At 68.1% G+C, this 11,995-nt stretch carries 12 protein-coding genes and 1 tRNA gene; 9 read left to right on the top strand and 4 right to left on the bottom strand.

The genetic code is table 11. The features are described 5' to 3' along the window. Window positions 1-144 precede the first annotated feature (144 nt). From NLI01S_RS20810 to NLI01S_RS26500, 3 genes are all read left to right on the top strand, one after another. Window positions 145-218, top strand: a tRNA-Gly gene (locus NLI01S_RS20810). 209 nt (window positions 219-427) lie between these two features. Then, window positions 428-685 (top strand): hypothetical protein, encoded by a 258-nt coding sequence (locus NLI01S_RS26505; protein WP_067607180.1) that lies wholly within the window; start codon window positions 428-430, stop codon window positions 683-685. Between the two features lie 193 nt (window positions 686-878). Then, a complete protein-coding gene (locus NLI01S_RS26500; RefSeq protein ID WP_223809325.1) occupies window positions 879-1,505 on the top strand; it encodes a phosphotransferase in 627 nt (208 codons plus the stop codon). Window positions 1,506-1,586: 81 nt separating this feature from the next. Here the strand turns inward: NLI01S_RS26500 and NLI01S_RS20795 are convergent, their stop codons facing one another. The 3 genes from NLI01S_RS20795 to NLI01S_RS20785 form a co-directional block, all read right to left on the bottom strand. Continuing rightward, window positions 1,587-2,117 (bottom strand): NUDIX hydrolase, encoded by a 531-nt coding sequence (locus NLI01S_RS20795; protein ID WP_067607231.1) that lies wholly within the window; start codon window positions 2,115-2,117, stop codon window positions 1,587-1,589. Between the two features lie 172 nt (window positions 2,118-2,289). Next, window positions 2,290-2,589, bottom strand: coding sequence for a hypothetical protein (locus tag NLI01S_RS20790; protein ID WP_067607229.1), 300 nt, complete (start codon window positions 2,587-2,589; stop codon window positions 2,290-2,292). A 377-nt stretch (window positions 2,590-2,966) separates the two neighbouring features. Beyond that, complete coding sequence (locus NLI01S_RS20785) at window positions 2,967-4,196, bottom strand: MFS transporter (RefSeq protein WP_067607176.1); 1,230 nt, start codon at window positions 4,194-4,196, stop codon at window positions 2,967-2,969. A 455-nt stretch (window positions 4,197-4,651) separates the two neighbouring features. Here NLI01S_RS20785 and NLI01S_RS26495 point away from each other — a divergent pair, with 455 nt between their 5' ends. The 3 genes from NLI01S_RS26495 to NLI01S_RS20770 are packed head-to-tail and all read left to right on the top strand — an operon-like array spanning window position 4,652 to window position 8,354. Next, window positions 4,652-5,698: a TetR/AcrR family transcriptional regulator gene (locus tag NLI01S_RS26495; RefSeq protein WP_223809324.1), complete on the top strand. Its 1,047-nt coding sequence runs from the start codon at window positions 4,652-4,654 to the stop codon at window positions 5,696-5,698. A 51-nt stretch (window positions 5,699-5,749) separates the two neighbouring features. Next, window positions 5,750-6,652, top strand: a complete 903-nt coding sequence (locus NLI01S_RS20775; RefSeq protein ID WP_067607225.1) for an alpha/beta fold hydrolase — start codon at window positions 5,750-5,752, stop codon at window positions 6,650-6,652. A 16-nt stretch (window positions 6,653-6,668) separates the two neighbouring features. After that, window positions 6,669-8,354 (top strand): fatty acid CoA ligase family protein, encoded by a 1,686-nt coding sequence (locus NLI01S_RS20770; RefSeq protein ID WP_067607174.1) that lies wholly within the window; start codon window positions 6,669-6,671, stop codon window positions 8,352-8,354. A 57-nt stretch (window positions 8,355-8,411) separates the two neighbouring features. Here the strand turns inward: NLI01S_RS20770 and NLI01S_RS20765 are convergent, their stop codons facing one another. Further along, a complete protein-coding gene (locus tag NLI01S_RS20765; RefSeq protein ID WP_067607172.1) occupies window positions 8,412-9,056 on the bottom strand; it encodes a hypothetical protein in 645 nt (214 codons plus the stop codon). A gap of 266 nt (window positions 9,057-9,322) precedes the next feature. On the opposite strand from NLI01S_RS20765, the gene NLI01S_RS20760 reads away from it, so the two are divergent. The 3 genes from NLI01S_RS20760 to NLI01S_RS20750 all read left to right on the top strand — a co-directional run. Next, window positions 9,323-9,967 carry a hypothetical protein gene (locus tag NLI01S_RS20760; protein WP_067607170.1) on the top strand — a complete coding sequence of 215 codons (645 nt, stop codon included), beginning with the start codon at window positions 9,323-9,325 and terminating at the stop codon, window positions 9,965-9,967. A gap of 98 nt (window positions 9,968-10,065) precedes the next feature. After that, window positions 10,066-10,662 (top strand): hypothetical protein, encoded by a 597-nt coding sequence (locus NLI01S_RS20755; protein WP_157091096.1) that lies wholly within the window; start codon window positions 10,066-10,068, stop codon window positions 10,660-10,662. A gap of 228 nt (window positions 10,663-10,890) precedes the next feature. After that, a partial coding sequence (locus NLI01S_RS20750; RefSeq protein WP_307602473.1) for an amidase occupies window positions 10,891-11,995 on the top strand: 1,105 nt, incomplete at its 3' end.

Here is an 11,995-nt window from a genome sequence, read left to right as displayed (position 1 = left end):
GTCGAACCTACCGGTCGAACCCACCGCCTGCGAGAACGGACCGGCGGCGCCTCCGTGAGGGCTTCACCACCACGCCGACTTGCCCATCCGGCCCGGAGTTGGGCTAGGATAATCACCGTTGGCAGCCGCAACCGGCGCGCCCACGCGGATGTAGTTCAATGGTAGAACTTCAGCTTCCCAAGCTGATAACGCGGGTTCGATTCCCGTCATCCGCTCCAGATACACAACAGGCCAGGTAGTTCGAGATTCTTCGAACACCTGGCCTTTCGCGTTCCCAGGGTTCTGAACGGGCACGGTGTACGGAGCCACGGATGACGCCAACCGGTCCGCGGCCTGGTGTGGAGTGCCTAGGAGAATGTCTCGAACCCCTCTGTGAAGCTCTCGCCCAACGGACCCCATCCAGGCGTCTGAGCAGGCAGGATTGGAGATGTGGGGGTCTGCGCCGCTCCACGGTGGGGACCTCATCCCACACATCAACGACCGTCTGGCCGACTACATCTCCTCCGATTCCACAAGCGCGCAGACCGCTCTCAAAGTCGCCGCCTCAACACCAGGGCTCACCGGCCTGCTGCTCAGCACCACCCAGACCAGGTACTGGTACGAGGCAGCCGACACGGTCGCTTCCCACCCGCTGTCCCCGCTTCGGCTCAAGGAGATCTGTGACCTCCTCTCCTCCGTCCCCTGACCTGGTCCCTCGATGGCACCATGCAGCTAGCGTTCTCGGTGTCGCGGTCGATCCCGAAGCCGAGCTACGCGGAGAGGTGGTCGGGAGAACCGTCGGCGGGCCGGTCTCCTTCAAAGGTGTCCCCGCCTGGTTGCGGCTGAACAGCGCACCTCGACCAGGCGGGAAACGGTGGGAGGGCCCCGGGCTCACAGACGTGTTGTTGGACGAGGTGATCCCGCGTCCAGCACCGCTCGGTGAGCACTCATGGACCGAGGAGTCGCCCGAGCAGGCGTTCCAGGCTCAGCTGTGGGAACGGCTCAAAGGACAGGCGCTGTCGGAGTCCCCTTACTTGACCGCTCCTGTCCCTGTGTCCGACCGGTGGTGGCGAGAACTGCGCAATGGCATGGACCGGCTTCGTGAAACCCCGACCTCACTCGGTCGCCAGGTCATGACACAGGAGTTCATCGACCGCATCCCCCGGTTCATCCCCGAACTAGCGGGAAGGGACCTGACCGTGCCGAAGTGGGAGACAGCTCATGGAGATCTGCACTGGGCGAACCTCACCTCAGACCCACCGGAGATCATCGACTGGGAAGGATGGGGCCTCGCCCCTGCCGGATACGACGCCGCCGTCCTGCACGCTTACGCGCTCCCCCGGCCGGAGGCGGCCGAGAAGGTTCACACCGCGTTCGCCGACTTACTGAACACGCCCAGCGGCCGGCTCGCCGAACTAGTGATCGCGGCCGAGATCATCCAGGCCGCAGAGCGCGACACCGTACACAAACGTCTGGAACCCGACGTACGTCAGCACCTCACCAACCTGTTGGACCGACACCACTAACGCCACCCCGTTCGGTCGTCGGGACAAGGCTGCTCGCCTTCCCCTTCGGGTCCATACACGCCGGGCGGACCGGGAAGGCCGTCACACCAGAGTGAGCGCCCGGTAGACCGCCACCACCGTGGACGCACCGACGATCTCGCCGCGTTCGATCATCGCCACCGCCTCCTCCAGCGGCCACCAACGAATCTCCTGTGCCTCGTTGACGTCGGGAGGGGTGTCGGTCAGGTCGGCGCCACGTGCCAGGTAAATGATCTGGGGTTGGTCCACCGACCCGATCGCGGGTTGGAAGGTCACCATGTGCTCCATCGAGCAGGGGCGCCACCCGGTCTCCTCTTCGACCTCACGAGCCGCAGCGGCCCCGATGTCCTCCGCGCCGTCCACGTAACCACCGGGAAGCTCCCACACCCAGCGGTCGATGACGAACCGGTGCCGCCGCATCAGGAGCACTTCGCGCTGGTCGTTGATCACCAGCGTCATCGCAGCCGGGGGCATGGCCACGACGTACTGCGTGAAGGACACCCCGTCCGGGAGAGTGATGTCGACCGTGGACAGTCGGATATGCCGGCTCTCGTCCACGAGCTTCTCGCCGTGAATCGTCCATCGCGTACTCACACCGGCACCGTAGAGCACGGCCCGGTGTGATCGACGCTGCAGCCAGGTGGGCAGCGCAGGCCCTGGACTTCGGAGCTCAGCCTGCTATCCCACTGGGCTCTCGGCGCGCGCTCGTAGGTGTCGACGGCCCCCTCCTTCGGAACTCTTCAGGTCAGGTCCCCGTGTCATCGAATCAACCCAGGTCACCAGCGCCCCGATACCGTGGCCGCTGGTTGTACCCGTGCTCAGGGTCGTTCGCGCCGTGCTCGACGATCAACGCATTCTCACGTCGACGGGTTTCGCTATCCGTGGCGGTCTCGGATTGCCACAGGATCTGTTTGCGAATGGTGAAGTCCTGAAGTTCGGCGCGGTCGAAGTCTCGCCGCAGGAGCTCCTTCGAAGGGCTCCCGAAGTAGGTCAGTCGGCTATCGGTGAGATCTGAGCCGACATAGATTTTTCCGTTGGGGTAAGTGATCTTGTAGACGACCTTCATGTGGTGACGGTAACAACCCACGCCGACAACCAGGGCATACTTCCGGTGACCGACCACCAGTGGCATCAGGCGATCTGGCCCCATGTGCCCCTGAAGTCCGCCGAACCCCGGTTGTCCCCCTCAGGAGAGACGCTCGGTCCACACCGGCCCCTGCTCCTCCGGGTCGCGGGTATTCCTGTCTTCGGCCAGATTCATGGAGGTCCGGTGGTGTACGTCCTCTTCGAGGATGATCTCCTCTCCGGCACGTATGAGGCGTCAGAACCGTATCCGGATCGACCGAGAAGGTGGCGCCTCACGGCGCCGGGGCCCGGTCCTAGAAGCCCTCGTGTCCCGCTCGGGCCTCTTCGCGAATCCGACGAGTGTCCACGTGCGACACCTCATCGGGCCTGGCGGTGGGCCACCCGCGTCGCGCGGCGCGGACCGGCCACGCCGGCACCCAGGGCCAGGCCGCACACCAGGAACGCGGGCAACAACAGGCCCGTGCCGACGCCCTCCTGCTCTGCGAGGGCACCGATCACGGGCGCCCCCACCAGAGGACCCAGGTAACCGATCGCCGCCACCGTCCCCAGGTTCCTTCCGACCCGGTGGGGGTCGATCTCCGACGCGGCGCTGAAGAGCTGCGGCACCGTGCACGAGAGGCCCAGACCGACCAGGGCGAACCCCACCGGCAGGGCCCAGGCCCAGGGCACGACGAGGGCGATGAAGAACCCGCAGACCACGACCAGGGCACTGGACCGCAGCAGTTTCACGCGGCCCAGCACCCGGGCCAGGCGGTCCCCGAGCAGGCGGCCGATAGTCATGGTGATCGTGAACGTGGCGAAGACCGAGGCCGCGAACGCCCCGGAGGCGCTCACGCTCTCCTGCGCGTAGAGCGCGCTCCAGTCCTGGACGGCGCTCTCGGTGAGCATGGCCGTCAGGACCATCGCTCCCAAGAGGAGCAGATGTGGTGAGAGCACGGACCGCCGGGCGGTCTCACGGTGTCGGCTCGGTTTCTCCACCGGCGGAGGCGCGAACCGCAACAGGGCTCCCATCGGGAGCAAAGTGGCCAGGGCCAGGAGTGCCCCCACCATCTGGAACGCGGCGAGCGGGCTGACTCCCGCGTAGGCGGTGACGAATCCGCACAGCGCCCCGAAGCACGACCCCAGTGACACGAAGGCGTGGCAGGAGGACATCATCGAACGTCCCAGGGGCCTCTGGAGCAGGGCGGCGTGGGTGTTGACGCTGATGTTGAGCAAGGAGTGGGCGACGCCCAGCACGAACAGGGCGAGGGCCAACCGGCCGGGGCCCTCGGCCAAACCGGGCAACACCAGGCACAGGGGCGCGATCACCCCGGCCGGGACGATGACGAATCGGGGCGCGCACCGGTCGAGCAGGGCTCCGCCCGTACGCGCCGTGAGCACCGCCCCCAACCCCATGCACAGGAGGGCGAGGCCCAGTTGGTCGGCACCGACGCCGGCCTGTTCCTTGACCGCCGGGATGCGGGACGCCCACACCGGCAACAATGCTCCGGTCAGGAAGAAATATCCGAGCAGGGCGGAACGGGCATACAGGAACTTCCTCTCATCGGTAGTGGCACCAGGATTACTTTGTTCGGTGTCGGGACTCACGGACACTCTCCACGCTCTGCGGGCTGATGAAATCAGATCTACGCCGACAGATTCAATACGCGGGCGACAGCGGGGATGAAGCGGCCAGAAGATTGTTTTCGTGCGCCTGTCAGTCGACCCACGGTCGGTTGAAGAAGAGAGACTACAGCCCACCTCGACGACAGAAAAGCAGCTCAGAAGGGTGGTCGCCCGATCCTCCGAAGACCCCCGACCTCATTCTTCACCCGGAAACAGACCAATGGGCAGATTGCTCGAAAAGCCCTCATTCATCGCCAGGCGAAGGTATTACACAAAAGACCTCACATGGACGACCAGAGAGAATTACCATCCTTTCAACCGAGAACACAAGTAACATAAACGGACACAAGGAAGACGAGCCGAGAATATTTCCCACATTCACACGGTAAGGTTCGTTGGTTATTTTCATCGACGACCGGAGAACGCCGTCGAAAGAGATGGCGAAGAACACGCCGATACGGTCCCACCTGGAACTCCAAGTGGTGGAGGCGGCGCCTCCGCGGGCCTGGATCCGGGGAGGCCGGTTCGTCAACGTGGAACGTGCGCCCCCGGGGTCGGCGACCCTGGACGTGAACCGGTACGACCACGTCACCCGGCTGCTCGACGAGAACCACGTGGGTCTGGGCGCCGACGGCATTCGGATGGCGCCGATCTCCCACCGGCTCGTCCTGCCCTCGGAACCGGACCTGATGGCGCGGCCGGTCGAGCGTTCGTGCGGGTGGCGCGGGGAACCGTTCACCGCCTCCAGCCCCTTCCACGTGAGCGTCCATGCCCGCGCCCGACCACTTTCGAGCGCCTCCCACCGAGTGAGGCGTCGGCCTAGTCTGTGTCCGCACACACATGAGGAGGACTCAGACGTGGTCGGGATCCGCAGACAGCGCCAGGAGCGCACCCGTGAGGCATTGCTCGACGCCGCCGCGACGGTGTTCGCGAGTTACGGATACAGCGCAACCTCCATTCCACGGATCGCGCACGAGGCCCGAATGTCGACCGGGGCGATCTACTCGAACTTCAGCGGCAAGCAGGAACTCTTCCTGGCCGTGGTCCGACGCGTGGTCGAGGCGGGCGCGGCCTCGCGTCGGCACCACGCCGACGTCACCGCCGACCACGACGAGTTGATCGCCCGGATGGTCACCAACTGGACCTCCACGATCGAGACCGCGCCCGACATCGTCCTCCTCATGGCCGAGTTCTGGCTGTACGCGCTGCGGCATCCTCCGTTGGAGGAGGCCGTCGCGCGACTGTTGGCCGATGTACGGGCCAACCTCTTGACGAACATCGTCGACGCCGGCGTGGTGGCCGATCCGGACGTGGCGGAACGGCTCGCCGGCGCGGTGCAGGCGATGGCGTACGGGTACGCGATGCAGCGGCTGGTCGACGCGAACGCGGTGTCACCGGACCGACTCGTCGAGTCGGTGGGCTGGCTCCTGCGTGGTGCCGTCCCACCCGCACAGGGGGTTGTGGCGGGCAGCACATCCCAGTAGCCTCCGATTTCAGAGAATGATCATTCTCTGAAATGCGACATGGAGGCCTTGATGGGAGAAAGCACGCAAAAACCTTCTGACCTCGGAAGTCGACCCGACGACGCGACGCTCGAACGGTTCCGACATGACGGCGTCGAGGTCGCGGTCCGACGTGCCGGCGACAGCGGACCCGGCGTCGTCATGCTCCACAACGGCGGCACCTCCCACGGCATCTGGCGACACCAGATCGCCGACCTGGCCGCCGACCACCGCGTGGTGGCCATCGACCTGCCGGGCTTCGGCGCCTCTCCCATGCCGCCCGAGCCGATCGACCTCGCCGCGCACGTGGACCTGGTGTCGGCCCTCATCGAGCACGACGACCTCTCCCCCGTCACGCTGATCGGCAACTGCATGGGATCGGCCATCGCCGCCGGGGTCGCCGCCTGCGACCCGAAGAACGTGCGGGCTCTCGTCATGGTCAACCCCCTGACGGATGCGACGTTCCGCCGAGGTGGCCTCGGGATCTTCATGGCCCCCACCGAGGCCTGGTCACCGGTGACCGCTCCGGTGCGGGCGGCTCTGCGTCGGATCCGCGTCCCGCGCGCCGCCGTCCCCTTGGCGCTGCGCTTCCAGTTGGGTCCGGCCGGTGTCCGCGCCGGGCTCCACCACGATCCGGAACTGACCGCCTGCATGCTCCGGAACGACCAGACACCGGCCCTCACCGACGTCCTCACGGACCTGCCCGCCAGCTACCGGATCGTGCGCGGACCCGACGGGCCCCCGCTCTGCACCATCTGGGGCGCCCGCAACCGCGTGCTGTCACCGGTCGCCGGAGTGCGCCTCGACGCCCTGCTGCGCTCCGAACACCGTGTCCTGGTCCGCGACGCGGGCCACATGCCCATGCTCGAACGGCCCGAGACGGTGACCCAGGAGATCCGTTCCTTCCTGGACAACGTCGACTCCCCCGCCCGATGACCCCGGAGGTGCCCCGATGACCGGACCGACCCCCACCACCCCCGACCGCGTCCGCGTCGCCGACCGGGTCCTGGACGTGGCTCGCGCCGACCCCGACCGCGTCGCCATGGTCCAGACCGACAAGGGACGCGACGGTGTCCTCATCCACCGCGAGCGGACCTATGGCGAACTGTCGGACCGCGCCGAACGCCTGGCCGAAGGCTTGCGCGCCGCCGGGATCCGGGAGGGCACCCTGTGTTCGTTCATGGTCCCGCCGAGCTTCAACGCGCTCGTGCTGGGCACCGCGCTCTTCCGTGTGGGCGCCACCCTGGTGGGCATCGAGCCCTACAGCCACGGCATGCGGCGGGTCCGACGGTGCCTCGACCGGATCGGCCCGGAGGTGTTCTTCGGTACGCCGCGCGCGTACCTGGCCAAGCGGCTCTTCGGTTGGGGCAAGCGAACGGTGCGTCAGGAGTTCGTCGTGGACGGTTCCTGGCCCGGCGTGCGGTCGATGGACGAGCTGCTGTCGGACCGTGCTCCGGACGTACCGGAACCCGCCGAGGTCGAACCCGGCGATCCGGCCGTCATCGCCTTCACCACCGGCAGCACCGGCAAGCCCAAACCCACGGTGCTGCGTCAACGCAACTTCGCCGCCATGGTCGAGTTGGTCGGCGCCCAGTGGGCGCTCGGTGACGGCGGCGACGTGGTCGACATGCCCACGTTCCCGATGTTCTGGATCATCGCGCTGTCGGCCGGCGGGCAGGTGGTGGTCCCCCCGATGGACTTCACCATGAAGGGGCCCGGCGACGCCGACCCGACTGCGCTGCTGCGTACCATCGAGGAGCGTGGCGTCCGGACGATGTTCGGTTCGCCCGCTCTGCTGCGAAACCTCTCGGAGCACGCCCGCCGCGAGTCGATCACGGTGAAGAGCGTACGGCGAATCGTCGCGGGCGGCGCCGAGGTCCAGGGGCCGCTGTACGCGGCGGTTCGGGACATGCTCGGCCCCGAGGGCGAGCTGTACTCCAACTACGGGGCCACCGAGGCGCTTCCACTGTGCGAGATCTCGGGAACGACGGTGTTGGAGGAGACCTGGGAGCGCACCGAACGCGGTGAGGGCCTGTGTGTGGGGCCGGGCCTGCCCGGTGTCGAACTCCGGATCGTCCCGGTGACCGAGGGGAACATCACCGACATCGGTGACGTGGAGGCCCTGCCCGCCGGCGAGGTCGGCGAGGTCATCGCCCGTAGCCCGCACATCAGCGAGGACTACTTCCAGGACCCGGTCGCCACCGCCGCGAACAAGGTCTCCGACCCGGACGGCACGGTGTGGCACCGGTTGGGGGACGTCGGGCACCTCGACGACCAGGATCGGCTGTGGTTGGGCGGACGACGTTCGCACCGGGTCATCACCCGGGACGGGATCTTCCTGCCGTTGCGGGTCGAGCCGGTCTTGGCCACCCACCCGGCCGTCCACCGAGCGGCCCTGGTCGGTGTGCCCCGGGCGGGGAGCATCGCCGCGGTGGTCTGCGTCGAACGCTCCGACGAGGACCGACGCGACTCCGCGACCGTGGCCGCCGAGCTGCGCGCACTGGCGGATCGCCACGAGTCGACCCGGGGCCTCACCGAGTTCGTCGAGGTACGGCGTCTTCCCGTGGACCGTCGGCACAACGCCAAGATCGACCGGCCGGCGCTGGGCGCCTCGTTGGCCCGCCGAAGGAAGCGATGACGCGGGCCCTCTTCGGGGCGGGGGCGAGACCATGGTGGTACGCGTCGGGCCATGCCGTCAGTCCATGGACGCCATGATCTCCTCGGCGACCCGGAGCGCGCCCTCCGACAGTTCGTCCTGGTCGGCCTCGCCCATACGGTCGTAGGTCACCTCCACCAGGACCTGACCGTCCACGACCGTCACCCCGGCCCCGTCACCGATGCCCTCGCCCGTCACGGCGAACTCGCCGAGGTCGACGTCCGGGTCGGCGTCCTCCTCGGTGTAGGAGGCGAGGGTGCTGTCGACGTAGGGCCCCTCGTGGACCTCCATCGAGAAGTGGATCGTTCCGCCCGCCGCCGAGACGAGCATGCAGCTCATTCGCAGCCGGTCGAGCTCGTCCAGATCGTCGGGGTCGGGGACGCCCGTCGACCCCTGCGGGTCGCTGCGCGTGTCCTCCTCGCCGAGGAGGTCGTTCAGAGTCTCCTCGGAGAGTACGGCGCACAGGTTCTCGGGGGCGATCGTCAGGGGGTCGGCCAGGTCTCTTTCCGGCCGCTCGCCCTCCCCCGCCTCCACCTCCGCCTCCGGTCCCCTTTCCGTCTCGGGTGCGTCGGCGGCGGCCGCATCCGGTTCGGTCGTCTCCGGATCACCGCCGCAGCCGCTCAACGTCAGGACCAGGGCCAGGCCCCAGGAGAGGGCGACGGAGGCGTACACGTTCTTGGGCATGAAGGGCCTTATCTCACGAGGTTCGCACGACGTCGCCACCCTAGAACCGAGTGCGACGGCCCGATCACCCGGGGCCGTGTACCCCGACGCGGTCCATGCGCCCCGAGTGACGCCCCCTGTACACCCCGGAGAATCGGCTGGTCGCAAAACCGCCGAACCGGTCATCCCCTGACGATCGCCCTCTCACCTGCGCGAACCCCGCACCACCGTTCGGGTGGCGTTTCGTGGGTGCGACCGAGGGCAAGAGCCGCACAGGAGGTACCCCCGTGGAGACCCAAACCATAGTCATCATCGCGATAGTGCTCGTGGTCGCGGTCGTCCTCGCCGGAGGCATCGCGTTCGCCGCGCGGTCCTCGATCCTTCCGGCCCGGCGCACCGCCCGGCTCAAACAGCGCTTCGGCACCGAGTACGACCACACCGTCGATACCCACGGCGACACCGCCGTCGCCGAACAGGACCTCACGGAACGGCTCGACCACCGCAAGGGCATCGACCTCCGTGAACTCACCGACGAGGAACGCCGGACCCACACCGACACGTGGGCCTCCGTACAGCAGGGGTTCGTGGACGACCCGGTCCGCGCCGTGCACGACGCCCGCGGCCTGGTCGAGACCATCATGCGGGACGTGGGCTACCCCGACGTCCCGACCGTCACCGCCGACGACGACGGGTTCGAACGCCTGGCCAAGGTCCTGTCCGTGGACCATCCTGCCGCCGTCGCCGGCTTCCGCCGCGCCCACGCGGCCGGCCACCTCGCCGAGGCCGACCAGGAACAGACCGAGAACCTGCGGGAGGCGCTCGTGGCCTACCGCGGTCTCACCGACTCACTGCTCGGCGGGCTCCCACCACGCAAGGAACCCGCGCCGGCCGGTGAACGAACCGTCGAGAACACCACGGAGGAGGGTCAGTGAGAGGGTCCGACCCTTCCGATGACTCCGGCCGCGGAGCCCGTTGGACCCTGCGCGCGCACCACGCAAGGATTCCGCGACCGGGTCAGGAGGCACGACCGATGGAGACCCCGAAGGAACCCCACGATTCCCCGAAGGATCCCGAGTCCACCGACAGCGGCCCGTGGATCCCCGCACCCGACCACGTCGACCCCACCACCACCGAGGTCCGAGCCGAGGTGAGGGACCCCGAACCCCTGCCCGAACGTGAGCCCAAGAGCGGCGCGGGACGCCGTAAGCGGGTCCCGGCGGCACAGAAGCGTCCCACCCCCGGCACCGAGAGCACCCCGCCCCCGGCCCGACCACGTTCCACGCCGGAGAGGACCTCGCCCCCGAGTCGGTCCTCCTCGCCGGGACGGCCCTCGAAACGGGACGGGGAGGCCTGGCGTCTCCGCCCTCGAGGATTGGAGGGCTCCGGGGTCCTCGACCGTTGGAAGGAGGTGCAGATCGGCTTCGTGGACGACCCTCGCTCCTCCGTGGCCGAGGCGGACGCGCTGGCGGCCGAGGTCGCCGAGGCCGTGGTCGCGGCCCTGGAGGAACGGCGCACGACGCTGCGCGCCACCTGGGACGAGGCCGAAGGTGTCGATACCGAGGTCCTGCGGTTGGCCCTGCGCGACTACCGCTCCTTCATCCGACACCTCAGCGGGGACGAAGCCTGACTCCACTGCCCGGTGGGACCTCGGCCTTCGGTCGCGGGTCCACGCCGGCACATGGGCCTTCGTACGACAGGGGTTCACGGACCGGCCCGGTCCACGCCGTGCACGAAGTACCGATGGAGCAACGCGTGGCAGGGCAAGGTCCGCCGAGCATGCCCTAGTCTCGGCCGGGTGAGGAGCGCACTACCGCTGACAGCGGTTGAAACGGCCATCCGGGTGACGCGGGCTGCGGTGAGCGCGGTCGAGACGACCCGTGCCGCGCTGGTCTCTGCCCACCGGATCAGACATCTACGCGCCTTCGTCGAGCTCTGGCCGGATGTGGCGCTGGACCGCGCGGCGGAGGTGGACGCCCTGGTCGCCGATGGGGCACGCCTTCCCATGGCCGGGGTTCCGCTGGTGGTGAAGGCGGTGGAGGGGACCGGTTCCCACCAGGCCCGACGTCTTATCGCCGCCGGTGCGGTACCCATCGGCGCCACGTCGGTGCCAGGGCCGGGGACGCGGTGGAAGACCTGGGGACACACGGATAAGGGACCCACTCTCAACCCCTGGCGGGCGGACCGGGTTCCGGGCGGTTCCTCGGCCGGTTCCGCAGTCGCCGTGGCCACCGGGGTGGTGCCATTGGCGACCGCGAGCGACGGCGCCGGGTCCACTCGCATACCCGCGGCCTGGTGCGGGGTCCTCGGATACAAGCCGACCACGGGACTGCTCCCGGCCCGTGACCAGGCCGGCCTGACTGTCGGCGGGCCGATCGCACGCACTGTTTCCGACCTCGACCTGTACAAGAGTTGTGTTCTCGGAGGCGAGGTCATCGAAGCGCCCACGAAAGTGCGTGTCGCGTGGTCTCCGACTCTGGGATACAACCGGCCGGACCCGGAAGTGGTTTCGGTCGCGGAACGGGCGCTACGGCGCTGGGCCCAGGTCTCGGAGGTGACGATATCGGAACCCGAGCTCTCGCTCACCGATCCCGCGGAGGCTTGGCTGGCCCGTAGGAAACGGAACTCCCACATCTGCCCCGGTGCCCAGCCCGACGTCGAACCGGACAATGACTCCGCTCTGGCGGAACTCTTCGACTCCGTGGACCTGCTCGCCACGCCCACGACCCCGAACCCGCCCCATCCGCACTCCGGTCCGGGTGAGGTGATGAGCGTGGGTTTCACTTGGTTGTTCAACCTCACCGGCCATCCGGCCCTGAGTCTTCCCTCTGGTTTCACCTCGGACGGCCTTCCCGTGGGGTTGCAGCTGGTCGCGCGGCACCACGAGGACGCCCTGCTCTTGGCCTCGGCCCGATCCGCCGAACTGGCGCTCCCATCCCCGTCATGGCCACTCGTATTGAGCC

This window comes from Nocardiopsis listeri NBRC 13360 (genome assembly GCF_001570765.1).
In the GTDB taxonomy this organism is placed as follows: Bacteria; Actinomycetota; Actinomycetes; order Streptosporangiales; family Streptosporangiaceae; genus Nocardiopsis; species Nocardiopsis listeri.
Note: the sequence above shows the minus strand (reverse complement) of the source record. Positions and strands in the feature narration are given on the sequence as shown.